Annotated in this window: 26 protein-coding genes and 1 other RNA gene; 19 read left to right on the forward strand and 8 right to left on the reverse strand. The window is 63.7% G+C overall.

Annotated features, from left to right (window positions below):
• Window positions 1–66: 66 nt before the first annotated feature.
• Window positions 67–912: a MurR/RpiR family transcriptional regulator gene (locus tag AB3X86_RS13640; RefSeq protein WP_176380899.1), complete on the reverse strand. Its 846-nt coding sequence runs from the start codon at window positions 910–912 to the stop codon at window positions 67–69.
• A 299-nt stretch (window positions 913–1,211) separates the two neighbouring features.
• Here AB3X86_RS13640 and edd point away from each other — a divergent pair, with 299 nt between their 5' ends.
• The 4 genes from edd to AB3X86_RS13660 all read left to right on the forward strand — a co-directional run bounded on the left by edd (window position 1,212) and on the right by AB3X86_RS13660 (window position 5,966).
• The gene (edd, locus tag AB3X86_RS13645; RefSeq protein ID WP_368596391.1) at window positions 1,212–3,176 is read left to right on the forward strand and encodes a phosphogluconate dehydratase; all 1,965 of its coding nucleotides are present in this window, start codon (window positions 1,212–1,214) and stop codon (window positions 3,174–3,176) included.
• 2 nt (window positions 3,177–3,178) lie between these two features.
• Window positions 3,179–3,820: a bifunctional 4-hydroxy-2-oxoglutarate aldolase/2-dehydro-3-deoxy-phosphogluconate aldolase gene (gene eda, locus AB3X86_RS13650; protein WP_176380897.1), complete on the forward strand. Its 642-nt coding sequence runs from the start codon at window positions 3,179–3,181 to the stop codon at window positions 3,818–3,820.
• A 255-nt stretch (window positions 3,821–4,075) separates the two neighbouring features.
• Entirely contained in the window at window positions 4,076–5,461 is a 1,386-nt protein-coding gene (locus AB3X86_RS13655; RefSeq protein ID WP_368596392.1) for a GntP family permease, read from the forward strand.
• Between the two features lie 10 nt (window positions 5,462–5,471).
• Entirely contained in the window at window positions 5,472–5,966 is a 495-nt protein-coding gene (locus AB3X86_RS13660; protein WP_368596393.1) for a gluconokinase, read from the forward strand.
• 95 nt (window positions 5,967–6,061) lie between these two features.
• On the opposite strand, the gene purB is transcribed toward AB3X86_RS13660, so the two are convergent.
• Window positions 6,062–7,450 (reverse strand): adenylosuccinate lyase, encoded by a 1,389-nt coding sequence (purB, locus tag AB3X86_RS13665; protein WP_368596394.1) that lies wholly within the window; start codon window positions 7,448–7,450, stop codon window positions 6,062–6,064.
• A gap of 187 nt (window positions 7,451–7,637) precedes the next feature.
• Between purB and AB3X86_RS13670 the strand changes: the two genes are divergently transcribed.
• From AB3X86_RS13670 to AB3X86_RS13695, 6 genes are all read left to right on the forward strand, one after another.
• Window positions 7,638–8,594, forward strand: coding sequence for a LysR family transcriptional regulator (locus AB3X86_RS13670; RefSeq protein WP_368596395.1), 957 nt, complete (start codon window positions 7,638–7,640; stop codon window positions 8,592–8,594).
• Between the two features lie 162 nt (window positions 8,595–8,756).
• On the forward strand, window positions 8,757–10,079 hold the full coding sequence (locus AB3X86_RS13675; protein WP_176121823.1) for a Glu/Leu/Phe/Val dehydrogenase: 1,323 nt from the start codon (window positions 8,757–8,759) through the stop codon (window positions 10,077–10,079).
• A gap of 283 nt (window positions 10,080–10,362) precedes the next feature.
• Window positions 10,363–11,256 (forward strand): glutamate/aspartate ABC transporter substrate-binding protein, encoded by an 894-nt coding sequence (locus tag AB3X86_RS13680; protein ID WP_176105074.1) that lies wholly within the window; start codon window positions 10,363–10,365, stop codon window positions 11,254–11,256.
• Between the two features lie 91 nt (window positions 11,257–11,347).
• Window positions 11,348–12,088, forward strand: a complete 741-nt coding sequence (locus AB3X86_RS13685; protein WP_176105075.1) for an amino acid ABC transporter permease — start codon at window positions 11,348–11,350, stop codon at window positions 12,086–12,088.
• Window positions 12,088–12,765, forward strand: coding sequence for a glutamate/aspartate ABC transporter permease GltK (gltK, locus tag AB3X86_RS13690; protein ID WP_368596396.1), 678 nt, complete (start codon window positions 12,088–12,090; stop codon window positions 12,763–12,765). The genes AB3X86_RS13685 and gltK overlap by 1 nt, the downstream gene beginning before the upstream one ends.
• Entirely contained in the window at window positions 12,762–13,487 is a 726-nt protein-coding gene (locus AB3X86_RS13695) for an amino acid ABC transporter ATP-binding protein (protein ID WP_176105077.1), read from the forward strand. Before gltK ends, AB3X86_RS13695 begins: the two co-directional genes overlap by 4 nt.
• Before the next feature lie 101 nt (window positions 13,488–13,588).
• Here AB3X86_RS13695 and AB3X86_RS13700 read toward each other — a convergent pair whose 3' ends face one another.
• Window positions 13,589–14,548 carry a class II glutamine amidotransferase gene (locus AB3X86_RS13700; RefSeq protein ID WP_176121821.1) on the reverse strand — a complete coding sequence of 320 codons (960 nt, stop codon included), beginning with the start codon at window positions 14,546–14,548 and terminating at the stop codon, window positions 13,589–13,591.
• Window positions 14,549–14,711: 163 nt separating this feature from the next.
• Between AB3X86_RS13700 and pyrC the strand changes: the two genes are divergently transcribed.
• The 3 genes from pyrC to rnpB all read left to right on the forward strand — a co-directional run bounded on the left by pyrC (window position 14,712) and on the right by rnpB (window position 17,160).
• On the forward strand, window positions 14,712–15,773 hold the full coding sequence (gene pyrC / locus AB3X86_RS13705) for a dihydroorotase (RefSeq protein WP_176105079.1): 1,062 nt from the start codon (window positions 14,712–14,714) through the stop codon (window positions 15,771–15,773).
• Window positions 15,774–15,784: 11 nt separating this feature from the next.
• Window positions 15,785–16,711: a DUF3025 domain-containing protein gene (locus AB3X86_RS13710; RefSeq protein ID WP_368596397.1), complete on the forward strand. Its 927-nt coding sequence runs from the start codon at window positions 15,785–15,787 to the stop codon at window positions 16,709–16,711.
• Window positions 16,712–16,746: 35 nt separating this feature from the next.
• An RNA gene (gene rnpB / locus AB3X86_RS13715) (RNase P RNA component class A) lies at window positions 16,747–17,160 on the forward strand.
• An 87-nt stretch (window positions 17,161–17,247) separates the two neighbouring features.
• Here rnpB and AB3X86_RS13720 read toward each other — a convergent pair.
• Window positions 17,248–17,670 (reverse strand): OsmC family protein, encoded by a 423-nt coding sequence (locus AB3X86_RS13720; RefSeq protein ID WP_026226035.1) that lies wholly within the window; start codon window positions 17,668–17,670, stop codon window positions 17,248–17,250.
• A gap of 240 nt (window positions 17,671–17,910) precedes the next feature.
• Window positions 17,911–18,135 carry a hypothetical protein gene (locus tag AB3X86_RS13725; RefSeq protein WP_368596398.1) on the reverse strand — a complete coding sequence of 75 codons (225 nt, stop codon included), beginning with the start codon at window positions 18,133–18,135 and terminating at the stop codon, window positions 17,911–17,913.
• Window positions 18,136–18,305: 170 nt separating this feature from the next.
• Here AB3X86_RS13725 and rplM point away from each other — a divergent pair, with 170 nt between their 5' ends.
• The 3 genes from rplM to erpA all read left to right on the forward strand — a co-directional run bounded on the left by rplM (window position 18,306) and on the right by erpA (window position 19,737).
• Window positions 18,306–18,734, forward strand: a complete 429-nt coding sequence (rplM, locus tag AB3X86_RS13730; protein ID WP_013090508.1) for a 50S ribosomal protein L13 — start codon at window positions 18,306–18,308, stop codon at window positions 18,732–18,734.
• 11 nt (window positions 18,735–18,745) lie between these two features.
• Complete coding sequence (gene rpsI, locus AB3X86_RS13735; protein ID WP_013090507.1) at window positions 18,746–19,138, forward strand: 30S ribosomal protein S9; 393 nt, start codon at window positions 18,746–18,748, stop codon at window positions 19,136–19,138.
• Between the two features lie 233 nt (window positions 19,139–19,371).
• Window positions 19,372–19,737, forward strand: coding sequence for an iron-sulfur cluster insertion protein ErpA (erpA, locus tag AB3X86_RS13740; RefSeq protein ID WP_013090506.1), 366 nt, complete (start codon window positions 19,372–19,374; stop codon window positions 19,735–19,737).
• A 122-nt stretch (window positions 19,738–19,859) separates the two neighbouring features.
• Here erpA and AB3X86_RS13745 read toward each other — a convergent pair whose 3' ends face one another.
• A complete protein-coding gene (locus tag AB3X86_RS13745) occupies window positions 19,860–20,990 on the reverse strand; it encodes an anhydro-N-acetylmuramic acid kinase (protein WP_368596671.1) in 1,131 nt (376 codons plus the stop codon).
• Between the two features lie 178 nt (window positions 20,991–21,168).
• Here AB3X86_RS13745 and tyrS point away from each other — a divergent pair, with 178 nt between their 5' ends.
• From tyrS to AB3X86_RS13760, 3 genes are all read left to right on the forward strand, one after another.
• Entirely contained in the window at window positions 21,169–22,419 is a 1,251-nt protein-coding gene (tyrS, locus tag AB3X86_RS13750) for a tyrosine--tRNA ligase (RefSeq protein ID WP_176121817.1), read from the forward strand.
• Window positions 22,416–22,874, forward strand: a complete 459-nt coding sequence (dtd, locus tag AB3X86_RS13755) for a D-aminoacyl-tRNA deacylase (protein WP_368596399.1) — start codon at window positions 22,416–22,418, stop codon at window positions 22,872–22,874. The genes tyrS and dtd overlap by 4 nt, the downstream gene beginning before the upstream one ends.
• 103 nt (window positions 22,875–22,977) lie before the next feature.
• Entirely contained in the window at window positions 22,978–23,652 is a 675-nt protein-coding gene (locus tag AB3X86_RS13760; protein WP_368596400.1) for a histidine phosphatase family protein, read from the forward strand.
• A gap of 36 nt (window positions 23,653–23,688) precedes the next feature.
• On the opposite strand, the gene AB3X86_RS13765 is transcribed toward AB3X86_RS13760, so the two are convergent.
• A complete protein-coding gene (locus AB3X86_RS13765) occupies window positions 23,689–24,663 on the reverse strand; it encodes an oxygenase MpaB family protein (RefSeq protein ID WP_368596401.1) in 975 nt (324 codons plus the stop codon).
• Between the two features lie 23 nt (window positions 24,664–24,686).
• On the reverse strand, window positions 24,687–25,748 hold the full coding sequence (gene ruvB / locus AB3X86_RS13770) for a Holliday junction branch migration DNA helicase RuvB (protein WP_368596402.1): 1,062 nt from the start codon (window positions 25,746–25,748) through the stop codon (window positions 24,687–24,689).
• Between the last annotated feature and the right edge of the window lie 5 nt (window positions 25,749–25,753).

Raw genomic sequence — 25,753 nt, forward strand, 5'->3', positions numbered from 1 at the left:
TGTGCCGGTTGAATGGCACACCGCCCGTTTTCGTTATGCCCGTCGTTCCGCTCTTATCGGAGCGGATTACCCCTGTGAGTCCACCCGCCGCCGGTGTATCACTTCCTTCGTCTGCGCGAGCTTCTCCACCAGTTCGGGCCCGCGGCTCAACGCGACGCCGACCGCCAGAATGTCGCCGATCGCCAGATGCGACACGCGCGAGGTCATCGGCGAAAAGATGTCGGTGTCTTCGTCGACGTTCGCGAAGAGGCCGACGGTTGCGAGCCGCGCGAGCGGCGAGTTGCCGTGCGTGATCGCGATCACCTTCGCGCCCGCGTTCAGCGCGGACCTCGCGGCGTCGATGATGTCGCGCGTGCGGCCGGTATTGGAAATCGCGACGACCACGTCCCCCGGTCCGAGCAGCGCGGCCGACATCAGAAACGTATGCGGGTCCGAATACGCGACGCTCGGCATGCCGAGCCGGAAGAACTTGTGCTGCACGTCGAGCGCGGCGATGCCCGAGCCGCCCGCGCCATAGAACTCGATGCGCTTCGCCTGCGCGAGCATGTCGATCGCCGCCGCGACGCTATCCGACGACAGATTGTTGCGCACCTGAATCAGCGCGCCGATGGTCCGGTCGAGCACCTTGGCGGCGACGCCCGGCGTCGGCTCGTCGGGCCGCACGTCGCGATAGACGGCGGGCACTTCGCTGGCAATGCCCTGCGCAAGCCGGATCTTGAATTCGCGAAAGCCGGAAAAACCGAGCGCGTGACAGAAGCGCGCGATCGTCGGCTGACTCACGCCCGCGCGCGCGGCGACCTCGGTCATCGACAGATCGAGCACCTCGCGCGGCGCCTCGATCACATAATCGGCCAGCTTGCGCTCGGACGGGCGCAGCTGATCACGCATCTCTTCCACCTGGGACAGCATCATCGGAAAACTCGCACTATGCTGAAGAACGTGTGGACTATATCCGATTGGTCGTTGGCGCACAAAAGCTAGGTACAAAAACTACATATCGGCGCGTAAGTGTATTCCCTGGGTTTCGGCTGCAAAGCGCTAAGGCGCCGCCAACTGGGCGATTCGGCGATTCGCGCGATGCGGCACCGCAACAGCGGTCGTAATTGCGATCATGTAGTTTTTCTACTAATATGGCGTTGGTTCGATATCACAACCCCGCGATACCGCCTGGTGTCATGCATGCGCCTGCCGCCAGCGACGAAGGAGCTCCGATGGTTTCCCCGCATTCGCAATTGTTGAAGGTCACGCAACGCGTGATCGAGCGCAGCAAGCCCACGCGTGAAGCGTATCTGGCCCGCATCCAGCATGCGCAGGGGCGCTTTCCGGCACGCGGCGCGTTGTCGTGCGCGAACCTCGCCCACGGTTTCGCCGGTCTCGAAGGCAACGACAAGCTCGTGATCAAGCAGATCCGCGAGCCGAACATCGGCATCGTGTCGTCCTACAACGAGATGCTGTCGGCGCACGCGCCGTACAAAAACTACCCGGACATCATCAAGCAGGCCGCGCGCGAAAACGGCGGCGTCGCGCAATTCGCGGGCGGCGTGCCGGCGATGTGCGACGGCGTCACGCAGGGCAACGCGGGCATGGAGCTGTCGCTGTTCTCGCGCGAAGTGATCGCGATGAGCACGGCCGTCGCGCTCACCCACAACATGTTCGACGCCGCGCTGTGCCTCGGCATTTGCGACAAGATCGTGCCGGGCCTGCTGATCGGCGCGCTGCAATTCGGCCATCTGCCGACCATCTTCGTGCCGGCCGGTCCGATGACGAGCGGCCTGTCCAACGACGACAAAGCCAAGACGCGCCAGCAGTTCGCGACTGGCCAATGCGGCCGCGAAGCGCTGCTCGAAGCGGAAGCGGCCGCGTATCACAGCCACGGCACCTGCACGTTCTACGGCACCGCGAACAGCAACCAGATGCTGATGGAAGTGATGGGCCTGCATCTGCCGGGCTCGGCCTTCGTGCATCCGCACACGCCGCTGCGCGACGCGCTGACCGCCCAGGCCGCGCGCCGCGTGCTCGACCTGACGGTCGAGCGCGGCCAATACATGCCGATCGGCCATGTGATCGACGAGAAGGCGATCGTCAACGGCATCGTCGCGCTGCTGGCAACCGGCGGCTCGACCAATCACACGCTGCACCTCGTCGCGATCGCGCGCGCGGCCGGCATCGTGATCGACTGGGACGACTTCGACACGCTGTCGCAGGCGGTGCCGCTGCTCGCGAAGATCTATCCGAACGGCAAGGCCGACGTGAACCATTTCCACGCGGCGGGCGGCGTCGCGTTCCTCGTGCGCAATCTGCTCGAAGGCGGTCTGCTGCATGAAGACGTCAACACGGTCGCGGGCAAGGGCCTGAAGCGCTACACCGAGGAGCCCAAGCTGCTCGACGGCAAACTGCAATGGGTCGCGGGCGTCGAGGCGAGCGCGGATACCGCGGTGCTGCGCGGCATCCAGGAGCCGTTCCAGCCGGACGGCGGCCTGCGTCTGATGCAGGGCAAGCTCGGCCGCGGCGTGATCAAGATCTCGGCGGTCGCGGCGCAGCATCGCAAGGTGAAGGCGCCGGCAATCGTGTTCGATTCGCAGGAAGCGGTGCAGGAAGCATTCGACAAGGGCGAGCTCAAGCGCGACTTCATCGCGGTGGTGCGCTTCCAGGGCGCCCGGGCAAACGGCATGCCCGAGTTGCATCGTTTGACGCCGCTGCTCGGTGTGTTGCAGGATCAGGGTTTCCATGTCGCGCTGGTGACCGACGGCCGTATGTCGGGCGCGTCGGGCAAAGTGCCGGCGGTCATTCATGTTTCGCCGGAAGCGTTGCTGCAAGGCCCGCTGGGCAAGGTCCGCACGGACGACATGCTGGTCATCGACGCCGAAGCGGGCGTGCTCGACATCGAGATCGACGCAGCCGAATGGGCCGCGCGTCCGAACGCCGAGCCGCTGCATCAGGCGGACAACGAAGCCGGCTTCGGCCGCGAGCTGTTCGGCGTGTTCCGTGCGGCGGCGGCGCCCGCGGAGCAAGGCGCGTCGGTGTTCGGCAAGCTGATCGGCGAGGGCGGCGCGCTCGACGGCCAGCACGGCCACGGCAGCCACCACAAGCACGGCGACAAGCACGCCCATCAATCCAGCAGCCATCACACGAGCACCGCGCAAGCCGGCGCGGCGCTGCAGAAACAAGGAGTCTGACTATGACGTCGAAAACAGTAAGCGATATCGTGCGCCTCGGGCCGGTGATTCCGGTGCTCGCGTTCGACACGGTCGAACAGGGCGAACACGTGTCGCGCGCGTTGCACGCGGGCGGCGTGAAGGTGCTCGAAATCACGCTGCGCACGCCGGCGGGCCTCGGCGCGATCGAGCGTGCGTGCGAGCTCGCCGACGACATCGTGGTCGGTGTCGGCACGATCACGAAGCCCGAACATTGCGCCCTGGCGAAGAAGGCGGGCGCGCAGTTCGGCGTGTCGCCGGGTTTGACCAAGGACATGCACCAGGCCGCGCAGGATGTGGGTCTGCCGCTGCTGCCCGGCGTGATGACCCCGTCGGACATCATCCTCGCGCTCGAGCTCGGCTACGAGATCGTCAAGTTCTTCCCCGCGCAGCAGGCCGGCGGCGTGCCGATGCTGCAGGCATTCCACGGTCCGTTCCCGGCGCTGAAGTTCTGCCCGACCGGCGGCATCACGCCAGAAAGCGCACCGCACTTCCTGTCGCTGCCGAACGTGGTCTGCGTCGGCGGTTCGTGGCTCACGCCGAAGGCCGCGCTCGCCGCGCAGAACTGGGATGAGGTGACGCGCCTTGCGCGCGCCGCGAGCCAGTTGGCGGCGCCCGCACACTAAGCCCCACGACTCACCAGCGCATCGGTTGACTGAGCCGGGCCCAGGAGTCTCGTCGATACAGCCGCATCGGGCTGTCGCGCCGAGACTCTTTTTTGCTTGATATGCGTGCTGGATTTGCGCGCGTTTTTGAAAAACAAACAGTAAAATTCAGCGTCCGCGCGGCCAGCCGGGTTTTCAGGCATCGCGCAGATTGCCGTGAGACGAAGTGCCGGCCGCATCCGCACTCTGAAACCAATAAACCAAAGGAGGGGCTTCATGGAATCTGCCCACGGAAGCATGTTGCTGGTCTACGCGTTGATCGCGATCGCGTTGCTGATCTTCATGATCACGCGCCTGAAGGTCTATCCGTTTCTCGTTCTGATCATCGTGTCGTTGCTGCTGGGCCTCGTGGCCGGCATGCCGATGCAGACCATCGTCAAATCGTTCGAAACGGGTAACGGCAATACGCTCGGGCACATTGCCATCGTTGTCGGTCTCGGCACGATGCTCGGCAAGATGATGGCCGAATCGGGCGGCGCCGAGCGCGTCGCGACCACGCTGATCAACTGGTTCGGTGAGAAACACATTCACTGGGCGATGATGGTCGTCGCAATCATCGTCGGTTTGCCGGTGTTCTTCGAAGTCGGTTTCGTGCTGCTGATTCCGATCGCGTTCAACGTCGCCAAGCGCACCAACAAATCGCTGCTGCTGGTCGGCCTGCCGATGGTCGCGGGTCTGTCCGTCGTGCATGGGCTGATTCCGCCGCACCCGGCCGCGCTGCTCGCCGTGCAGGCGTATCACGCGGACATCGGCAAGACGATCGCCTATGGTCTGATCGTCGGCATCCCCTGCGCGATTGTCGCCGGTCCGCTGTTCGCTCTGCTGGTGAGCCGCCATATCCAGTTGCCGAAGGAAAATCCGCTTGCCGCGCAATTTCTCAGTCACGACTCGAATAACGGCAACGGCGTGAAAACGAACGCGCCCAAGCGCGAACTGCCGGGCTTCGGCATCACACTGGCCACGATCCTGTTGCCGGTGATCCTGATGCTGGTCGGCAGCTGGGCCGACCTGGTGTTCGAACCGAAGACGCTGCCAAACGATCTGCTGCGCTTCTTCGGCAACACCGACGTCGCGCTGCTCACGGCCGTGCTGGTCAGCTTCTGGACCTTCGGCGCGAGCCGCGGCTTTAACCGCGAGCAGATCCAGAAGTTCTGCGGCGAGTGTCTGGCGCCGATCGCGGGTATTACACTGATCGTCGGTGCGGGCGGCGGTTTTGGCCGCGTGCTGTTGGATAGCGGCATTTCGAAGGAAATCACCAACGTTGCGACCGCGGTGCATCTTTCGCCGCTGCTGTTCGGCTGGATCGTCGCGGCGATGATCCGTCTCGCGACCGGTTCGGCCACTGTCGCGATGACGACCGCCTGCGGCATCGTCGCGCCGATCGCGTTGGCTGGCGGCGTGCAGGTCAAGCCGGAACTGATGGTGCTCGCGACCGGCTCGGGCTCGCTGATCTTCTCGCACGTGAACGACGGCGGCTTCTGGCTGATCAAGGAGTACTTCGGCATGACGGTGGGGCAGACCTTCAAGACGTGGTCGCTCCTCGAAACCATCATCTCGCTGATGGGGCTGGGCCTGACCTTCGCACTCGCGGCGGTCCTGTAAGGAGTTTCAAATGATTCTGATCGCAATGGGCGTGTCGGGCGCCGGCAAGACTCTGATTGGCGAAATGCTGGCCGAGCGCCTGCATTGCACGTTCACCGACGGCGACGCGTTCCATAGCGCGGCGAACAAGGAGAAGATGCACCACGGCATTCCGCTCACCGACGAAGACCGCTGGCCGTGGCTGAAAACGATCCGCGCGGCGATCGAGGAGAAGCAGAAGGCGGGCGAGACGGCCGTGTTCACGTGTTCGTCGCTGAAGCGCTCGTATCGCGACATTCTGCGTGCCGGCGACAAGGACGTGTGCTTCGTCTACCTGAAGGGTTCGCGCGAGGTGCTCTCGGAGCGTCTCGGGCATCGCACCGGGCATTTCTTCGATCCGTCGCTGCTGCAAAGCCAACTCGATACGCTCGAGGAGCCGGGTAACGATGAAGCGATCACGGTCAGCATCGATCTGACGCCCGAGCAGATCGTCGACGAGGCGCTCAGGCAGCTCGAAGCGCGCTGAGTCTTTGATTCCCCGCGTTCCAGTTTCGAACGCGGGACGAAAAAAAGCCGCTCCTCGGAGCGGCTTTTTCTATGAGCCGAAGCTGGACCAGCCGATCAGCCGATCCGCTTCGCCAGTTCGACGGCCTTGCCGATGTACGAGCCGGGCGTCATTTCGAGCAGACGGTCCTTCGCGTCCTGCGGAATCGCCAGGCCGCCGATGAAGCTCTGCAGCGCCTCGCGCGTGATGCCCTTGCCGCGCGTGAGTTCCTTCAGCTGCTCGTACGGATTCTCGATGCCGTAACGGCGCATCACCGTTTGCACCGGCTCGGCCAGCACTTCCCAGCAGTTGTCGAGGTCTTCGTTCAGACGCTGTGCGTTCACTTCGAGCTTGTCGAGGCCGCGGATCAGCGAGTCGTACGCGAGCAGCGAGTAGCCGAACGCGACGCCGATGTTGCGCAGCACCGTCGAGTCGGTCAGGTCGCGCTGCCAGCGCGACACCGGCAGCTTGTCGGCGAGATGGCGTAGCGTCGCGTTCGCGAGGCCGAGGTTGCCTTCGGAGTTTTCGAAGTCGATCGGGTTGACCTTGTGCGGCATCGTCGACGAGCCGATTTCCCCAGCCTTGGTGCGCTGCTTGAAGTAGCCGAGCGAGATGTAGCCCCACACGTCACGGTCGAGATCCAGCAGGATCGTGTTTGCGCGCGAGATCGCATCGAACAGCTCGGCCATGTAGTCGTGCGGCTCGATCTGGATCGTGTACGGATTGAAGGTGAGCTTCAGGCGATTCTCGACGACGTCCTTCGAGAACGCTTCCCAGTCGAACTCCGGATACGCGGACAGGTGCGCGTTGAAGTTGCCGACCGCGCCGTTCATCTTGCCGAGCAGCTCGACCTTGGCGATACGCTCGATCGCGCGTGCGAGACGCGCGGCGACGTTGGCGATTTCCTTGCCGAGCGTGGTCGGGCTGGCCGGCTGGCCGTGCGTGCGCGACAGCATCGGCTGGGCGGCTTGCGCATGCGCGAGCGCGACGAGGCGTTGATGCACCGAGCGCAGCGCCGGCAGGATCACGTGTTCGCGCGCGCCGGCGAGCATCAGGCCGTGCGACGTGTTGTTGATGTCTTCCGACGTGCACGCGAAGTGAATGAACTCGCTCGCGCGCTCCAGTTCTTCCTGACCCTTCACCGACTCCTTCAGCCAGTATTCGACGGCCTTCACGTCGTGATTCGTCACGCGCTCGATTTCCTTGATGCGCGCGGCGTCGTGCGCGGTGAAGCGCTCGGCCAATTGCAGCAGGAACTGCTCGGACGCCTCGGAGAAGCGCGGCACTTCGGCGAAGCCGGCGCGCGACAGCGCGATCAGCCAGTGGATTTCGACCGTCACGCGATTGCGCATGAAGGCGGCTTCCGAGAGCCAGTCGCGCAGGGCTTCGGTTTTGGCGGCATAGCGGCCGTCGAGCGGGGAGAGCGCGTTCAGCGCGAACAGGGTGTCGGGGCGGGTGTCGGACATGATGAGGACCGGGTTGAGGCGCAGGTTGAGTCGCGGGCTAAGGCACTGAGCGCTCAGCGAGCGGATCGGAAACGGAGGGAACCGTGGATTTTACCACTGTGACGCAACCGGCCCGCCCGGATGCGTCGGCCGCAACGCGCGCCGCTAGAATGCAGACTTCTTCCCTCTCGGCGGCAAGCGCACTCGCATGGAACTGAAATGGCTCGAAGACTTCATTTCGCTCGCGGAAACGCGTAGCTTCAGCCGCTCGGCCGAGTTGCGCCACGTCACGCAGCCGGCTTTCTCGCGCCGCATCCAGGCGCTCGAAGCGTGGCTCGGCACGGAACTGATCGACCGTTCTGTTTATCCGACGCGGCTCACGGCGGCCGGGCAGGTGTTCAACGAGCAGGCGCTCGCGATGCTGTCGCAATTCCACGAGGCGCGCGCGCTACTGCGCGGCCACACGGCGACGCCGCAGGCGACGATCGAATTCGCGGTCCCGCACACGCTGTCGCTGACTTACTTTCCGCGCTGGCTGCAGCGCATCGAGGCGCAGATGGGCCCGATCCACACGCGGCTGCGCGCGCTGAACGTGCACGATGCGGCGCTGTCGCTGGTCGAAGGCGGCTGCGACCTGATGATGGGCTACCACCATCCGAGCCACCCGGTCGCGCTCGATCCGGCGCGCTACGACATGCTGACGCTCGGCCACGAGCCGATCAGCCCGTTCTCGGCGCCGGCCCGCGCGGGCCGTCCGCGTCACACGCTGCCTGGCTCGGCCGACGCGCCCGCGCCGTATCTGTCGTACACGCCGAACGCGTACCTCGGGCGCATGACCGAGGTGATTCTCGCGAACGCGCCGCAGCGCCTGTACCTCGACCGGCTCTACGAAACCGACATGGCCGAGGGGCTGAAGGCGATGGCGCTCGCCGGCCACGGCATCGCGTTTCTGCCGCATAGCGCGGTCGAAGATGCGGTAGCCGAAGGCCGGCTGATCCGCCTCGATCGCGCGACGCGCGGCACACCCGAAGGGCAGCTGACGCTCAGCATGGAGATTCGCCTGTACCGCGACAAGCTCGCCGCGAAAAGCGACGACGCGCGCCAGATCCTCGTGCGGCAGTTGTGGGACGTAGTGTCGGAGGAACTCCGGCAAAGCGCCGCCTGAAACGCGGCATAAAACTGAAGCTCGAACCTGCGTCGCGGCGACGCGAATTTGCGGCTTTCCGAACGTTATGCAAGAAAGACATAACGGGATAAGGAAACGGCATTGGATTTCAATACGGCGTTTTTCCACAATGCCCGTACTCGATCAAACGCCGGAGCGTTCATGTCATCCCAGCAACAAGCCGCAGAATCGGCACAAGCCGCCTCAACGTTGCAGTCCGTTCCCTCCTACCTCAACAAAGAAGATCTCGGCCCCTGGGGCAACTACTTGCGCCAGGTCGACCGCGTCGCGCCGTACCTCGGCTCGCTGTCCCGCTGGCTCGAAACCCTGAAGCGCCCGAAGCGCATTCTCGTCGTCGACGTGCCCATCGAACTCGATAACGGCACGGTCGCGCACTTCGAGGGCTATCGCGTGCAGCACAACGTGTCGCGCGGTCCGGGCAAGGGCGGCGTGCGTTATCACCAGGACGTTACGCTCTCCGAAGTGATGGCGCTGTCCGCGTGGATGTCGGTGAAGAACGCGGCGGTGAACGTGCCGTACGGCGGCGCGAAAGGCGGCATCCGCGTCGATCCGCGCACGCTGTCGCGCGGCGAGCTCGAGCGTGTGACGCGCCGCTACACGAGCGAGATCGGCATCATCATCGGACCGAATACCGACATCCCCGCGCCGGACGTGAACACGAACGAGCAGATCATGGCGTGGATGATGGACACGTACTCGATGAATCAGGGGCAGACGGCCACCGGCGTCGTGACCGGCAAGCCGATCACGCTCGGGGGCTCGCTCGGCCGCCGCGAGGCGACCGGCCGCGGCGTGTTCGTGGTGGGCTGCGAAGCGGCTCGCCGCATCGGTTTCGATATCGAAGGCGCGCGTATTGCGGTGCAGGGCTTCGGCAACGTCGGCGGCATCGCCGCGCGTCTGTTCCAGGAAGCGGGCGCGAAGGTCGTCGCGGTGCAGGACCACACCGGCTCGGTGTACAAGTCCACCGGCATCGACGCGGTCGCGCTGCTCGATTACGTCGCGAAGAAGGGCGGCGTCGGCGGATTCCCTGAAGCCGACGCGATCACCGCTGACGAGTTCTGGACCGTCGAATCGGACATCCTGATTCCGGCGGCACTGGAAAACCAGATCACCGAAAAGAACGCAGGCAAGATCAAGACCAGGATCATCGTCGAGGGCGCGAACGGCCCGACCACCACGGCGGCCGACGACATCCTGCACGATCGCGGCATCCTCGTGATTCCGGACGTGGTCGCGAATGCGGGCGGTGTGACAGTGTCATATTTCGAATGGGTGCAGGACTTTTCGAGCTTCTTCTGGACCGAGGACGAAATCAACGAGCGCCTCGAGCGCGTGATGCGCGAAGCGTTCGCGGCGGTGTGGCAGGTGTCGAGCGAGCAGAACGTGTCGGTGCGCACGGCGGCGTTCATCGTCGCGTGTAAGCGGATTTTGCAAGCGCGCGAGATGCGCGGCTTGTATCCCTGATGGACCCTGTCCTATCTTGTTGGAAGCGGCGGTGACGCGGCCCGGTATCCGGGCCGGGAGGCGAAACCGTCGAAATTTTGTGCATCAGCGCGGTCCACAAGACGGCGTGTTTGACCGGCGGGCGGCATCCTATCGATGCCGCCCGCCTTCTCGTATGTGCGAAACGGCTGTGCGACCGCGCCGCGGGCCCATCGCGGCGTGCGCGCAACAGCATGGTTAATAGGAATACTTTCAGAAAAATTACTTTGTTACACTGGCGCCGGTTCTTGCCAAGGAGATCAAGATGAAGGTTAAAAAAGCTGCACTGTTGCTCGCCACTCTCGGATTGTTTACGGTTGGCGCGCATGCGCAAGACTCGGGGACGCTGAAAAAGATCAAGGATACCGGCGTCATTTCGCTGGGCCATCGGGAGTCGTCGATCCCGTTCTCGTATTACGACGACAAGCAGAACGTGATCGGCTACTCGCAGGATTACGCGATGAAGATCGTCGAGGCCGTCAAGCAGAAGCTGAACATGCCGAACCTGAAGGTGAAGCTCGTGCCGGTCACGTCGCAGAACCGTATTCCGCTCGTGCAGAACGGAACGGTCGACATCGAGTGCGGCTCCACCACGAACAACCTCGAACGCCAGCAGCAGGCTGCCTTCACGAACACGATCTTCGTGATCGGCACGCGGTTGATGACCAAGAAAGATTCCGGCATCAAGGACTTCCCGGACCTGAAGGGCAAGACGGTTGTGACGACCGCCGGCACCACGTCCGAGCGCCTGCTTCGCAAGATGAACCAGGACAAGAGCATGGGCATGAACATCATCAGCGCGAAGGATCACGGCGAGTCGTTCCTGACGCTGTCGACGGGCCGTGCCGCCGCGTTCATGATGGACGACGCGCTGCTCGCCGGCGAGCGCGCCAAGTCGAGCAACCCGAACGATTTCGTGATCGTCGGCACGCCGCAATCGCGTGAGGCTTACGGCTGCATGCTGCGCAAGAACGACGCCGACTTCAAGAAGGTCGCCGACGACGCGATCGCGAAGGTTCAATTGTCGAGCGAAGGCGAAACGATCTACAAGCGCTGGTTCGAATCGCCGATCCCGCCGAAGGGCCTGAACCTGAACTTCCCGATGAGCGACGACATGCGTGCGCTGTTCAAGAATCCGAACGACAAGGCAATCGACTAAACCCTAGCTGCTTTTTCGACACTTTCGAAACGCTGAACGGAACGGAAGGGGCCACGCGCTTCTTCCGTTTCTTTTTGCCGGAGTCTTGGTCATGTCATATCACTGGAACTGGGGCATTCTGCTGAGCCCCGTCTCCACGGGCGAGCCGACCACCTACCTGGGCTGGCTGCTCTCGGGGCTGTGGGTGACGGTCACCGTGTCGCTGTCGGCATGGGTGATCGCGCTGATCGTCGGCTCGCTGTTCGGTGTGCTGCGCACGGTGCCGAACAAATGGGCGTCGGGCGTCGGCACCGTCTACGTCGCGATTTTCCGTAACATTCCGCTGATCGTGCAGTTCTTCATCTGGTATCTGGTGATACCGGAGCTGCTGCCCGTTTCGATCGGCACCTGGTTCAAGCAATTGCCGCCGAGCGCGCAGTTCTTTTCGGCGTCGATCGTGTGTCTGGGCCTCTTCACCGCCGCGCGGGTGTGCGAGCAGGTGCGCTCGGGCATCAACGCGTTGCCGCGCGGCCAGCGCGCGGCCGGTCTCGCGGTGGGCTTCACGCAATGGCAGACGTATCGCTACGTGCTGCTGCCGGTAGCGTACCGGATCATCGTGCCGCCGCTCACCTCCGAGTTTCTGAACATCTTCAAGAACTCAGCGGTTGCCTCGACGATCGGTCTGCTCGATCTGTCCGCGCAGGCGCGTCAGCTGGTCGACTACACGTCGCAAACTTATGAATCGTTCATCGCGGTCACGGTCGCATACATGCTGATCAACGTGATCGTGATGCTACTGATGCGCTGGGTCGAAGCGAAGTCCCGGCTGCCCGGCTATATCGGAGGCAAGTGATGCATCATTTCGACTGGAGCGGTATTCCGGGTGCATTGCCTACGCTGTGGACCGGCGCGATCATCACGTTCAAGATCACGCTCGTCGCGATCGTGTTCGGCATCATCTGGGGCACCATTCTCGCGATGTTTCGACTGTCGTCGATCAAACCGCTCGCATGGTTCGCGCAGGGCTACGTGACGCTGTTCCGTTCGATCCCGCTCGTGATGGTGCTGCTGTGGTTCTTCCTGATCGTGCCGCAGGTGCTGCAAAGCGTGCTCGGTCTGTCGGCCGACATCGACATCCGGCTCGCCTCGGCGATGGTCGCGTTCTCGCTGTTCGAGGCTGCGTACTATTCGGAGATCATCCGCGCCGGCATTCAGGCGGTGCCGCGCGGACAGGTCAACGCGGCGTTCGCGCTCGGCATGACCTATGGGCAGGCAATGCGTCTGATCGTGCTGCCGCAGGCGTTTCGCGCGATGGTGCCGCTGCTGCTCACGCAAGGGATCGTGCTGTTTCAGGATACATCGCTCGTGTACGTGATCAGCCTTGCCGACTTCTTCCGCACGGCCACGAATATTGGCGATCGTGACGGCACGAATGTCGAGATGGTACTGTTCGCGGGTGCGGTTTATTTCGTGATCTGCGTGATCGCGTCGAGCCTCGTCAAAGGTCTTCAGAAAAAGGTCGCAAGATGATCTCTATCAAGAATGTTTCGAAGTGGTACGGCCATTTCCAGGTGCTGACCGACTGCACGACGGAAGTCAAAAAGGGCGAAGTGGTCGTGGTGTGCGGGCCGTCCGGCTCGGGCAAGTCCACGCTGATCAAGACCGTCAACGGCCTCGAGCCGTTCCAGAAGGGCGAGATCGTCATCAACGGTCAGTCGCTGACCGACAAGAAAACCAATCTGTCGAAGCTGCGCTCGAAGGTCGGCATGGTGTTCCAGCACTTCGAGCTGTTCCCGCATCTGTCTATCGTGCAGAACCTGACGCTCGCGCAGGTCAAGGTGCTCGGCCGCTCGAACGACGAGGCGACCGCGAAGGGCCTCAAGCTGCTCGATCGCGTCGGTCTGCGCGCGCATGCGGACAAGTATCCGGGGCAGCTGTCCGGTGGTCAGCAGCAGCGTGTGGCGATTGCGCGAGCGCTGTCCATGGACCCTATCGCGATGCTGTTCGACGAGCCGACTTCGGCGCTCGACCCGGAGATGATCAACGAAGTGCTCGACGTGATGGTCGAACTCGCGCAGGAAGGCATGACCATGATGTGCGTGACGCACGAAATGGGCTTTGCGAAGAAGGTCGCGCATCGCGTGATTTTCATGGACAAGGGCTTGATCGTCGAAGACGACCGCAAGGAAGACTTTTTCGCGAATCCGAAGTCGGATCGCGCGAAGGACTTTCTCGCGAAGATCCTGCACTGAGGTTCGCTGCGCGGGCCTCGTTGCCGAGACTTGTGTGGGATCAGAAAAAGCCGCTCTGTGGAGCGGCTTTTTGTTGCCTGGCTGAGGGCGACATCAGCGGTTCATGACTCGAACGCCGCCGCATCATCCGCGGCTTCGAGATCGGTTTCGCTGTCGGGCGAAAGCGTGGTTCCGCGCGTGCCCACCGGCTGCGCGCCGTTCGATGCCGCGATCGTCGTCGCCGATGCGGATGCATCGAGGGCCGGATTGCGCAGCTTTTCGAGCACCGAGTCCGGCACCGGGATATTGGCCTGGCCGATCACTTCGCCATGCCGGAACATCAGCAGATCGCCGGGCTTGAACGCGGTCCACACTTCGTTGTCGGTCAGCGGCTTGGTCGCGATGACTGCGACGCGGTCTTCGGGCGTCGTGTATTTGGCAAAGTCGATCGATACGTCCGCGTCGACCAGATGCGCGGTCGAAAACGGCCAGTGACGCACGAGGTAATGCAGATGCGTCGAGCAATGCGCAAACAGCGCCTGGCCGTTCGACATCAGGAAATTGAACACGCCGTATTGCGTGATTTCACGCGTGAGCGCCTCGAGCGCGCCGAACAGCTCGTCAAGCGGCGGCTGCTGCGCGCCCGGAAAAGCCTTGCGCAAACCTTGCAGCAACGCGCAGAACGAGAGTTCGCTGTCGGTCGTGCCGACCGGCTGATATACGCCGTTCAACTCCGGCGCGTACCCCTGCAGATCGCCGTTATGCGCGAAGATCCAGTGACGTCCCCACAGTTCGCGCATGAATGGGTGGCAGTTTTCGAGCAGGATGTGCCCTTGCGTCGCCTTGCGGATGTGCGCGATCGTGTTTTTCGATTTGATCGGGTAGCGCTTGACCATCTCGGCGATCGGCGAGGTGGCCGACGATTGATGATCGATGAACAGGCGGCACGCCTTGTCTTCAAAGAAGGCGATGCCCCAGCCGTCGGCGTGGTGATCGGTGACGCCGCCGCGCGCCGCAAAGCCGGTAAAGGAAAACGTGACGTCCGTCGGCGCGGCGCAGTTCATTCCGAGAAGTTGGCACATGTTGCAGGTGAGCCTGTGAACGGAGCGAGCCGTTACAATGATGATTTTCCAAGCATATCACCGAGCCGGAGACGCCAAATAGCAAAATTGACACGTGTTTGGGCCGCTACAACGCGGTTTGACCGGTCGATCAGCGAGGCGCGCGAAGTCTCGTATTCCTGTCATGACTGCTTCCAACGTTTCCCCCGATTCCGTCACGCTGGTCCGCCCGGACGACTGGCACCTGCACGTGCGCGACGGCGCGATGCTCGCGGCCGTGCTGCCTGACACCGCGCGCCAGTTCGGCCGCGCGATCATCATGCCGAACCTGAAGCCGCCGGTCACGACGACCGGGATGGCGAGGGCGTATCGCGAGCGCATCATCGCCGCGATTCCCGAGGGCGCGAAATTCGAGCCGCTGATGACGCTGTACCTGACCGACAACACGCCGCCCGACGAAATCCGCCGCGCGCGCGAGAGCGGCTTCGTGCACGGCGTGAAGCTCTATCCGGCGGGCGCGACGACGAACTCGGATGCGGGCGTCACCGATCTGATGAAGTGCGCGAATACGCTGGAAGTGATGCAGGAAGTCGGCATGCCGCTGCTCGTGCACGGCGAGGTGACGGATTCGGACATCGATCTGTTCGACCGCGAGAAGGTCTTCATCGATCGTGTGATGATGCCGCTGCGCCGGGCGTTTCCGGCGCTGAAGGTCGTATTCGAGCACATCACGACGAAGGACGCGGCAGACTACGTCCGCGAGGCGGGCGTCGCGCCGGAACTGCTAGGAGCTACGATTACCGCGCACCATCTGCTGTACAACCGCAATGCGATTTTCCAGGGCGGCATCCGTCCGCATTACTACTGCCTGCCGGTGCTCAAGCGCGAGACGCATCGCGTCGCGCTGGTCGAGGCCGCGACCTCGGGCGATCCGCGTTTCTTCCTCGGCACCGACAGCGCGCCGCATCCGAAGGGACTGAAGGAGCACGCGTGCGGCTGCGCGGGCTGCTACACCGCGCTGCACGCGCTCGAGCTCTACACCGAGGCATTCGACAAGGCCGGCGCGCTCGACAAGCTCGAAGGCTTCGCGAGCTTTCACGGGCCGGACTTCTACCGTCTTCCGCGCAATACGGAGAAGATCACGCTGCGTCGTGAGGAATGGACGCTGCCGGCCGAGCTGCCGGCTGGTGATACGCCGGTCGTGCCGCTGCGCGGCGGCGAATCGATTGGCTGGCGTCTCGTTTGAGGCTACGGCAGATGCCCGAGCGTGAGGCGGGGCAGCGCACTGCCAATATTGATGTGGCGGTGAACGCGGGCTTCGCGCTAGCGCATGAAGCCGCGGCCAAAGCTGCGCGCGGCATGGCACCCGAGCCTGTGCCAGTAGGCTTCGCCGCAATCGACTGGTCGGCGCCGTGGTTCGCGCAATTCGCCGCACGCGGTCAGCGTTGGCAGCAAGCCGCGCTGACCGGCTACGCTGACCTGCTCGCCGCGATGAATGCCGACGCGGCCCAGGTGCAACAGAGCACCGGCCGCGGCCAGCGTCTCACGTTTATCGCGCAGGACGATCTGCCACCAGGCGCCGCGTACGAGGGGCATATCGCGTCGACTGGCTGCGTGCCGACGCGCCACAATCTGCACGACTTCTTCAACGGTTCGATGTGGTTCGCCTTTCCGCGCATCAAGGCGGCGTTGAACGCGCGCCAGTCGGCGGAACTCGACGTGTTCGGCGTCGGCCCGACGCGTGGCGGCGTGCGCGACATGCTGACGCTGTTCGACGAAAATGCGCTGCTGTTCGCTTGCGCCGATCCTGCGCTGAGCGCCGCGCTACGTGGTTTCGACTGGCAAACGCTGTTCGTCGCACGGCGCGATGCATGGGGGCGCGCCTGCGAAGTACGTTGCTTCGGTCATGCGCTGCTGGAAAAGCTGATCGCGCCATTCAAGGGCTGCACCGGCCATGCGTGGATCGTCGACGTTCCGGCCGAATATTTCGATTGGGACACCCCGGCGCGCGACGCATGGCTCGATGAAGTGGTCAGCACGGCGGTGCTCGGCACCGACGCTTTGACGAGCCGCCTGTTCGCACCGCTGCCGGTGCTCGGCATTCCGGGCTGGTGGCCCGAGAACGAATCACCCGCGTTCTACGACGACACGACCGTGTTCCGAGCGGGGCGGCGCAAGCGCTAGGCGCTTTTGCGTTCGGTGTTAAAATCCGCGCCAGCAAAGCAGGCCAGGCAGTCGCGGCCTCGACGGCTTCGGCCAACGAGGGCGAGGAAAGTCCGGACTCCACAGGGCAGGGTGATGGCTAACGGCCATCCGTGGCGACACGCGGAACAGGGCAACAGAAAGCAAACCGCCGATGGCCCGGCGCAAGCCGGGATCAGGTAAGGGTGAAACGGTGCGGTAAGAGCGCACCGCGGCTGTCGCAAGGCAGACCGGCACGGTAACCTCCACCCGGAGCAATTCCAAGTAGGCAGGCGCGCATCTTCGCGATGCAGGACGGGGCCCCCGTCTCGTCTGCGGGTAGGAAGCTTGAGCGCGTCAGTAATGGCGCGCCTAGAGGAATGGCTGCCACGCGCGTCGCGTCTCCGGACGCGGCGTGTGCACAGAATCCGGCTTATCGGCCTGCTTTGCCGCTGAAAAAAAAAGCCGGCGTCCGTTGGGACGCCGGCTTTCTCATTTGGGGTCGCGGATGGCGGCCGTGGCCGCTATCACTATCGCGCTCAGAGCGCGACGATGTCGAACGAATGCGTGAGCTCGGCGGTCTTCGCGATCATGATCGACGCCGAACAATATTTGTCGTGCGACAGATTGATTGCGCGCTCGACGGTCGCCGGATTCAGATTCTTGCCCGTCACCGTGAAGTGGAAGTGGATCTTCGTGAACACTTTCGGATCTTCGCTTGCGCGCTCGGCCTTCAGCGTCACCGAGCAGCCGGCGATTTCCTGGCGGCTCTTCTTCAGGATCATCACGACGTCGTAGGCGGTGCAGCCGCCGGTGCCGAGCAGCACCATTTCCATCGGACGCGGCGCGAGGTTGCGTCCGCCACCCTCGGGTGCGCCGTCCATCGCGACCAGATGACCGCTGCCCGTCTCGGCCGCGAACGCCATCCCGTCTTGTCCCATCCAGCTTACTTTGCATTCCATGCTGTCACTCCCACCGCGCATCGCTTTGTCGAGACGGCATTGTAGCCCGGTGTCTGACAATTAGCTCAGGCCAACCGCAGCCGGTGTCCATGCACAGTGATTGCTTTCTGCTGCAGCGCGGAATGGACCGGCGATTTCCTAGTCCCGCACCCGATTTAGGGGTTTTAGTCTAGAGGATATCTAATGCTGTTGGAATTATTTCGCCCTTAGTGCTTGATCCAAAAGGAGTTTTGCCAAATCTTAGTCGTACATCGAGTCTGCCGCATTATGAAAACTCATTTCGCAATGCAAATATTCTTGCGTTGCACAAGGGCGACTCTTATAATCCACCCATCGTTGCAGCAGTTCTGCAACCTCCGCTGTCTCCTCCACCTCCTCCTTTGGTGGATTAAACCCGAACCACTTGTTCGGGTTTTTTTTCGCCTGGCGTTGTGCGCCGTTTTGCCCCGATTTCGGACCGCTCATGGAGAGCGCATCGCACGTTTTGACTTGCGAGTACAAATTCCTTTATAATTCAGGGCTTTTCCGCATCCGCGCCCGCGGAAGAAGAACCAGGGAGAGCCTGCACGCGCCTCGATGCGCACATTACAAGCAGGAAAGAACACATTGGGCGCAGCAATTTTTTTGGATCGATCATGAAGACGTTTTCCGCAAAAGCCCATGAGGTGACGCGCGAATGGTACGTGATTGACGCGACGGATAAGGTTCTCGGGCGTGTCGCCAGCGAAGTGGCACACCGTCTTCGCGGCAAGCACAAGCCTGAATTCACTCCCCACGTCGACACCGGTGATTTCATCATCGTTATCAACGCTGGCAAGCTGAAGGTCACGGGCAACAAGGTTACCGACAAGAAGTACTACCGTCACTCGGGCTACCCGGGCGGTATCTATGAAACGACGTTCGGCAAGATGCAGGAACGCTTCCCGGGCCGCGCGCTCGAGAAGGCGGTCAAGGGCATGCTGCCGAAGGGCCCGCTCGGCTACGCGATGATCAAGAAGCTGAAGGTCTACGCTGACGCAACGCATCCGCATTCGGCACAACAGCCGAAGGCGCTCGAGATCTAAGGGGAGCCCACATGATCGGTAACTGGAATTACGGCACGGGCCGCCGCAAGAGCGCCGTCGCTCGCGTGTTCATCAAGGCAGGCAAGGGCGACATCGTTGTGAACGGCAAGCCCATCGCCGACTACTTCTCGCGCGAAACGTCGCTGATGATCGTGCGTCAGCCGCTGGAACTCACGAACCACGGCACCACGTTCGACATCAAGGTCAACGTGACCGGTGGCGGTGAAACGGGTCAAGCCGGTGCGGTTCGCCACGGCATCACCCGCGCTCTGATGGACTATGACGCAACGCTGAAGCCGCAACTGTCGAACGCTGGCTTCGTTACGCGTGACGCTCGTGAAGTCGAACGTAAGAAGGTCGGCTTCCACAAGGCACGTCGCCGCAAGCAGTTCTCGAAGCGTTAATCGTTTCGGGCGCAATCCGGGCTTCACGCCGGTTTGCAGCAAAAGCCGCCAACGCCACGAGCGAAGGCGGCTTTTTTTATGCTTCGCTGGCGTTCGCGGGCTGGTCTCGTTCGCTCAGCGGCAACGGCTCGCCTTGCATCGACCTTGCAACAAGAACCCATTGATTTTGTGGGCATCAGCACGATATCCGGAACAGCCCTACAATATCGGCTAAAGCTTTTTGGAGAGTTCGAATGAACGCAGTCACCGACACCCCCGTGACCGAGATGCCGGCCCCCTTCGTCTTCACCGACGCAGCGGCGGACAAGGTCAAGCAACTGATCGATGAGGAAGGCAACCCGGAGCTCAAACTGCGCGTGTTCGTGCAGGGCGGCGGCTGCTCGGGCTTCCAGTACGGCTTCACGTTTGACGAAGCGATCAACGAAGACGACACCGTGATGAACAAGAGCGGCGTGCAGCTTCTGATCGACTCGATGAGCTACCAGTACCTGGTCGGCGCAGAGATCGACTACAAGGATGACATCAACGGCGCGCAGTTTGTCATCAAGAACCCGAACGCGACCACGACCTGCGGTTGCGGTTCGTCGTTTTCGGTCTGAGCGGTAAGGCTCATTAAACCACAGCGAAAACGGGGCCTCGGCCCCGTTTTTTCTTTTGCTTCCGCGCCGCGGAAGCAGCGCACGAAGGTAAAAGGCGTCGGTTTCTTCGCCTTTACCTCTCATCAGCGCGGATAAATCGCCCCCAGGACCCGCTCCGCGGACGCCCCCGTCACGCTTGGCAAACTGCCCGGCAGACGCGCGATGCAGCGCATCGCGAGCCATGCGAACGCGAGCGGTTCGACCTGGCTCGGCGGCACGCCCAGCGCGTCGGTCGTCAACACGGGCACGCCGCTTACGCCGCTGTCTTCGAGCGCCTGCTGCAACGCCTTCATGATCTCCGGATTGCGCGCGCCGCCGCCACACACGTACACGGCCCGCGCGTCGGATGCATGCCGCTCGATCTCGCGCGCAACCGTCACCGCGGTCAGCGCGACGAGCGTCGCCTGTACGTCGGCCGGTGCGAGCGCGGCGAACGGCTCGAGTTTCGCATCGAGCCATGCGGCGTTGAACAGATCGCGGCCGGTGCTCTTGGGCGGCTGTTCGGCGAAGAACGGCTCGTCGAGCAGCGCGTTCAGCAGCTTGCGATCGATCTGGCCGCTCGCGGCGAAATGACCGTTTTCGTCGAATGGCTTGCCAAGATGGCGCTCGGTCCAAGCGTCGAGCAGCGCGTTCGCCGGGCCGCAGTCGAAGCCGCGCACCCCGCCGGTCGCGTTCAGGATCGTGACGTTGCTGATGCCGCCAAGATTGCAGACGACACGCGTTTCGTTCTTCGCCCCGAAGATCGTCGCGTGAAAAGCGGGCACGAGCGGCGCGCCCTGGCCGCCCGCCGCGACGTCGCGGCTGCGGAAATCGGCGACCACGTCGATATGCAACATCTCCGCGAGCAGCGCCGGGTTGTTGATCTGCCGCGTATAGCCCTTTTCCGGCCGATGCCGCACGGTCTGCCCATGCACGCCAATGGCACGGACCTCGTCGGCCGAGACGCGGCTATCGCGCAGCAGATCGTGGCAGCACACCGTGTAGCGCGTCGCTAGCGCGTTGGCGGCGAGAGCTTCGCGCTCGATCTCGTTGTCCCCCGGCTGTTGCAGCGCGAACAGCGCCTCGCGGATGCCGGCCGAAAAGCCGACGAACGCCTCGGCCAGCACTTCGGGCGGTTTCCCCGTGGCAAACCGGACGGCGACGCCGTCCACACCGTCCATGCTGGTTCCCGACATCAGTCCGAAATAGATGCCGTCTGCGGGATCTTGCGCCACGTCGCTGCTCCTGTCGATGTTCATTGCGATTCGTTGTAGCAGATTATCGGCGCAAACGCGGTAGGTGACGCGAGCGGCAACGAAATCGCCGTCGCGAAGCCGCGCAGGGCGTGTCAGTGGGCGCGGCGGCGCGCATCTATGGGACAATCCTGTTTTTTCGCGACTTCACGTTTCCAGCATGAGCACCGAGTCCACCCAGCCCAATCCCGCTTCCGCCTTCCCGATCACCGACGAAGTCCGTCACGCGCTCGCCGTGACCAAGCGCGGCGTCGACGAACTGCTGATCGAAGACGAATTCGCGCAAAAGCTCGCGCGCAGCGCGGCGACGGCCAAGCCGCTGCGCATCAAGCTCGGGCTCGATCCAACTGCACCCGACATCCACATCGGCCACACGGTCGTGCTGAACAAGATGCGCCAGCTGCAGGACCTCGGCCACACGGTGATTTTCCTGATCGGCGATTTCACGTCGCTGATCGGCGACCCGTCCGGACGCAACGCGACCCGGCCGCCGCTCACGCGCGAGCAGATCGAATCGAACGCGAAAACCTATTTCGAGCAGGCCGCCCTCGTGCTCGATCGCGACAAGACCGAGATCCGCTACAACAGCGAATGGTCGATGCCGCTCGGCGCCGACGGCATGATCAAGCTCGCGTCGCGCTACACGGTCGCGCGCATTCTCGAGCGCGAGGACTTCACGAAGCGTTTCCAGGGCGGCGTGCCGATCTCGATCCACGAATTCCTGTACCCGCTGATGCAGGGCTACGACTCGGTCGCGCTGAACGCGGACCTCGAACTCGGCGGCACGGACCAGAAGTTCAACCTGCTGGTCGGTCGCGAGCTGCAGAAGCAGTACGGCCAGGAGCAGCAGTGCATCCTGACGATGCCGCTGCTCGAAGGGCTCGACGGCGTCGAGAAGATGTCGAAGTCGAAGAACAACTACATCGGCATCAGCGAAAAGCCGACCGACATGTTCGGCAAGCTGATGAGCATCTCCGACACGCTGATGTGGCGTTACTTCGAGTTGCTGTCGTTCCGTCCGATGGACGAAATCGCCGGCTTCAAGCGCGAAGCCGAGGCGGGCCGTAATCCGCGCGACTTCAAAGTGATGCTCGGCCAGGAAATCGTCGCGCGTTTCCACTCGCAGGCGGATGCCGAGCGCGCGCTCGAGGACTTCAATCATCGCGCGAAGGGCGGCGTGCCCGACGATATTCCGGCCGTGACGCTCGCAGGCGCACCGCTGGCGATCGGCCAACTGCTGAAGCAGGCGAACCTCGTGCCGTCGACGAGCGAGGCACTGCGCAACATCGAGCAGGGCGGCGTGAAGATCGATGGCACCGCGGTGTCCGACAAAGGCCTGAAGGTCGAAGCGGGCGAGTACGTCGTGCAGGTCGGCAAGCGCCGCTTCGCACGCGTGACGCTGACGGCGTGATCGCGCTGATCCAACGTGTGCGGCGCGCCGAAGTGCGCGTCGCCGATCGGGTAACCGGCGCGATCGACGCCGGCCTGCTCGCGCTCGTCTGCGCAGAGCGCGGCGACACCGAGGCCGTGGCCGACAAGCTGCTCGCCAAGGTGCTCGGCTACCGCGTGTTCAGCGACGCGGCCGGCAAGATGAACCTCTCGGTGCAAAATCTCGACGGCGCAGGGCGCGCGGGCGGCCTGCTGCTGGTGTCGCAGTTCACGCTCGCGGCAGATACCAACAGCGGCCTGCGCCCGAGCTTCACGCCGGCCGCGCCACCCGACGAGGGCAAGCGCCTGTTCGACTACTTCGTCGCGGCGGCGCGTTCGAAGCATCCGATCGTCGAGACCGGTGAGTTCGGCGCGGAGATGCAGGTGTCGCTCGTCAACGACGGGCCGGTCACGTTCTGGTTGCAGACCAACGCGTAAAAGAGCGCAAACGGTACGAGCGCGCGGCCGCGGCATGCGAGCCGCGCCGCCGCTTTTTGCGACAATAGCCGCTGGACACAACCGCGAACGGCACCTCTCTCTCATGACGACGCAGATCCTGTTTATCCGGCACGGCGAGACCGACTGGAACCGCATCAAGCGGATTCAAGGCCACATCGACATTCCGCTCGCGACGACCGGCATCGCGCAGGCGCAACGTCTCGCGCAGCGCCTCGCCGCCGAGGCGGAGCAGGGCGCGCGGCTCGACGCGATCTATTCGAGCGACCTGCAGCGCGCGCAGCAGACCGCGCAGCCGATCGGCGAGGCGCTCGACCTGCCGCTGCAATCGCGCGAGAACTTGCGCGAGCGCTCGTACGGCGCGTTCCAGGGCCATGACAGCGACGAGATCGCGCTACGTTTCCCCGACGAATACGCGCAGTGGCAAACCCGTGATCCCGGCTTCGCGCCGCCCGGGGGCGAGTCGCACCGCGTGTTCTACCACCGCATCATGCACGCGATCGAGCCGCTCGTCGCCGCGCATCCGGGTGGGCGCATCGTGTGTGTCACGCATGGCGGCGTGCTCGACTGCGTGCACCGCTTTGCAACCAGTATGCCGCTCGACGCACCGCGCAATTACCCGTTGCTGAACACCAGCCTGAACGTCGTGGATTACGGGAACGATCGCGCGACGATCGTGACGTGGGCGGACGTATCGCATCTCGAAGCTGGCAGCGCCGACGATGACGGTTTCAGGAAGGGACCGGAGTCGAAGCGGTAAGCCGAAGCCGACAATGGCCCGGCTCGCGCGGCGCGATCAATCCTGCCGCCGCACCGCCGCCGCGCGCCGCCGGGCCCGCTTCGATACGCCATTGATCAACGCCCAGCGGATTACCGGCGCGACGACCCGCACTCCAGGCCGTGCGAGAGTTCGACGCAGCACCGCGTAGCGATTCAAATCGAGCATCGACTGCGCCCAGTCGGGCAACAGATCGACGCCCGCGTTGAGCATCAGCGTGCCGGCGGGCCGCATCGCGAAGCTCGGTGCCGGCGCGTTCATCAAAATCCTGACGACTTCGCGCGTGCGCTCGCTGGCGACGAGGGCGGGCCGCATCGCGAGCAGGTAGGCCTCGATCTCGGCGCGCGAGCGCGGAATATCGACGGCGCCGAGCATTTCCGCGATGCGCGCGGTTTCCGCGAAGTACTGATCCTGCGCGGTGACGGACAGCACCGGATTCACATAGCGCAGATGCGCGGTCATGAAGCTCGACACTTCCGCGACGTGCACCCACGTCAGCAGCGCGGGCTCACTTGCGCGATACGACTGGCCGTCCGGTGCGACGCCGGTCACGTCCAGATGAATGCGCTTCACACGCTCGATCAACGCGAGCGCATCGCTCTTGCTGCCGTACGTCGTGCCGGCGATGAACGTCGCCGTGCGACGCAGCCGGCCCAGGATGTCGGTGCGAAAACTCGAGTGGTCCCAGACGCCCGCGAGCGCGAGCGGATGCAGCGCTTGCAGTAGCAGCGCGCTGATGCCGCCCGCCATCATCGACGTGAAGTCGGCGTGGACTTTCCAGCAGACGGAGTTCGGTCCGAACAGGCCGGGGTCGCCCGGCGGCGACGAGTAGTCGAGCACCGGTCCGCTACCGGTCGTCAGATGGGTGACGCCCGCGGCGAGTTTCGAGCGCAGGCGGTGGGTGAGGCGCGCCGCGAAATTGCCGGACGGATCGCCGGCGGGATTGACGGGTGAACGGTTGGAAGGGCCGGGTTGCTCGGTCTGATCGGACATCCTGGTCGGCCTCGTCGTGTGACTCAGTTCGTGGAATTCCACAGACCCGGCAGCGCGCTCGACGAATCCGGCGCGGCCAGCCCGAAGTGCCTATACGTGAGCAGCGTGGCGACGCGGCCGCGCGGCGTGCGCTGCAGGAAGCCCTGCTGGATCAGATACGGCTCGAGCACGTCTTCGATCGTGTCGCGCTCCTCGCCGATTGCGGCCGCGAGATTGTCGACACCGACCGGGCCGCCGTCGAACTTGTACAGGATCGCTTCGAGCAGCTTGCGGTCCATCAGGTCAAAGCCGACCGCGTCGACGTCGAGCATCCTGAGCGCGGCGTCGGCCACCTGCGCGGTGATGTTGCCGTCGGCCTTCACTTCGGCGAAGTCGCGCACGCGCCGCAGCAGGCGGTTCGCGATACGCGGCGTGCCGCGCGCGCGACGGGCAATTTCCAACGCGCCATCCGGATGGATCTGCGCGCCGAGCAGCGATGCCGAACGTGTGACGATGCGCGCAAGCTCTTCCGCGTTATAGAACTCGAGCCGCGCGACGATGCCGAAGCGATCACGCAGCGGATTGGTCAGCATGCCCGCGCGCGTGGTCGCGCCAACCAGCGTGAACGGCTGCAGATCGAGCTTCACGCTGCGCGCGGCGGGCCCTTCGCCGATCATGATGTCGATCTGATAGTCCTCGAGCGCCGGATAGAGGATTTCCTCGACGACCGGTGAGAGCCGGTGGATTTCGTCGATGAACAGCACGTCGTTGGCTTCGAGATTGGTGAGCAGCGCGGCGAGGTCGCCGGCGCGTTCGAGCACCGGCCCCGATGTTTGCCGCAGATTGACGCCCATCTCGCGCGCGATGATGTGCGCGAGCGTGGTCTTGCCGAGGCCCGGCGGGCCGAACAGCAGCACGTGGTCGAGCGATTCGGAACGGCGCTTGGCGGCCTCGATGAAGATTTCGAGCTGGCCGCGGACTTTCTCCTGCCCGACATATTCGTCGAGCTGACGCGGGCGCAGCGCGCGTTCGAACGCTTCTTCGTTCGGCGACACGGGCGTGGCCGCGATGATGCGCTCGGCGGCGAGTTTGTCGGTTTCGATCATCTGCT

This window comes from Paraburkholderia sp. BR14374 (genome assembly GCF_040948685.1).
Classification (GTDB): domain Bacteria; phylum Pseudomonadota; class Gammaproteobacteria; order Burkholderiales; family Burkholderiaceae; genus Paraburkholderia; species Paraburkholderia youngii.

Excerpts from the sequence above, each read along its gene's own strand:
- pyrC (WP_176105079.1), top strand. The coding sequence starts at position 14,712 with ATGACTGCTTCCAACGTTTCCCCCGATTCCGTCACGCTGGTCCGCCCG.
- AB3X86_RS13720 (WP_026226035.1), bottom strand. The coding sequence starts at position 17,670 with ATGGAATGCAAAGTAAGCTGGATGGGACAAGACGGGATGGCGTTCGCG.
- AB3X86_RS13765 (WP_368596401.1), bottom strand. The coding sequence starts at position 24,663 with ATGTCCGATCAGACCGAGCAACCCGGCCCTTCCAACCGTTCACCCGTC.
- AB3X86_RS13675 (WP_176121823.1), top strand. The coding sequence starts at position 8,757 with ATGTCATCCCAGCAACAAGCCGCAGAATCGGCACAAGCCGCCTCAACG.
- AB3X86_RS13680 (WP_176105074.1), top strand. The coding sequence starts at position 10,363 with ATGAAGGTTAAAAAAGCTGCACTGTTGCTCGCCACTCTCGGATTGTTT.
- AB3X86_RS13695 (WP_176105077.1), top strand. The coding sequence starts at position 12,762 with ATGATCTCTATCAAGAATGTTTCGAAGTGGTACGGCCATTTCCAGGTG.
- rplM (WP_013090508.1), top strand. The coding sequence starts at position 18,306 with ATGAAGACGTTTTCCGCAAAAGCCCATGAGGTGACGCGCGAATGGTAC.
- AB3X86_RS13640 (WP_176380899.1), bottom strand. The coding sequence starts at position 912 with ATGATGCTGTCCCAGGTGGAAGAGATGCGTGATCAGCTGCGCCCGTCC.
- eda (WP_176380897.1), top strand. The coding sequence starts at position 3,179 with ATGACGTCGAAAACAGTAAGCGATATCGTGCGCCTCGGGCCGGTGATT.
- edd (WP_368596391.1), top strand. The coding sequence starts at position 1,212 with ATGGTTTCCCCGCATTCGCAATTGTTGAAGGTCACGCAACGCGTGATC.
- erpA (WP_013090506.1), top strand. The coding sequence starts at position 19,372 with ATGAACGCAGTCACCGACACCCCCGTGACCGAGATGCCGGCCCCCTTC.
- AB3X86_RS13655 (WP_368596392.1), top strand. The coding sequence starts at position 4,076 with ATGGAATCTGCCCACGGAAGCATGTTGCTGGTCTACGCGTTGATCGCG.
- AB3X86_RS13660 (WP_368596393.1), top strand. The coding sequence starts at position 5,472 with ATGATTCTGATCGCAATGGGCGTGTCGGGCGCCGGCAAGACTCTGATT.
- AB3X86_RS13670 (WP_368596395.1), top strand. The coding sequence starts at position 7,638 with ATGGAACTGAAATGGCTCGAAGACTTCATTTCGCTCGCGGAAACGCGT.
- purB (WP_368596394.1), bottom strand. The coding sequence starts at position 7,450 with ATGTCCGACACCCGCCCCGACACCCTGTTCGCGCTGAACGCGCTCTCC.
- AB3X86_RS13760 (WP_368596400.1), top strand. The coding sequence starts at position 22,978 with ATGACGACGCAGATCCTGTTTATCCGGCACGGCGAGACCGACTGGAAC.
- AB3X86_RS13685 (WP_176105075.1), top strand. The coding sequence starts at position 11,348 with ATGTCATATCACTGGAACTGGGGCATTCTGCTGAGCCCCGTCTCCACG.
- gltK (WP_368596396.1), top strand. The coding sequence starts at position 12,088 with ATGCATCATTTCGACTGGAGCGGTATTCCGGGTGCATTGCCTACGCTG.
- ruvB (WP_368596402.1), bottom strand. The coding sequence starts at position 25,748 with ATGATCGAAACCGACAAACTCGCCGCCGAGCGCATCATCGCGGCCACG.
- AB3X86_RS13710 (WP_368596397.1), top strand. The coding sequence starts at position 15,785 with ATGCCCGAGCGTGAGGCGGGGCAGCGCACTGCCAATATTGATGTGGCG.
- rpsI (WP_013090507.1), top strand. The coding sequence starts at position 18,746 with ATGATCGGTAACTGGAATTACGGCACGGGCCGCCGCAAGAGCGCCGTC.
- tyrS (WP_176121817.1), top strand. The coding sequence starts at position 21,169 with ATGAGCACCGAGTCCACCCAGCCCAATCCCGCTTCCGCCTTCCCGATC.
- AB3X86_RS13725 (WP_368596398.1), bottom strand. The coding sequence starts at position 18,135 with ATGAGCGGTCCGAAATCGGGGCAAAACGGCGCACAACGCCAGGCGAAA.
- AB3X86_RS13700 (WP_176121821.1), bottom strand. The coding sequence starts at position 14,548 with ATGTGCCAACTTCTCGGAATGAACTGCGCCGCGCCGACGGACGTCACG.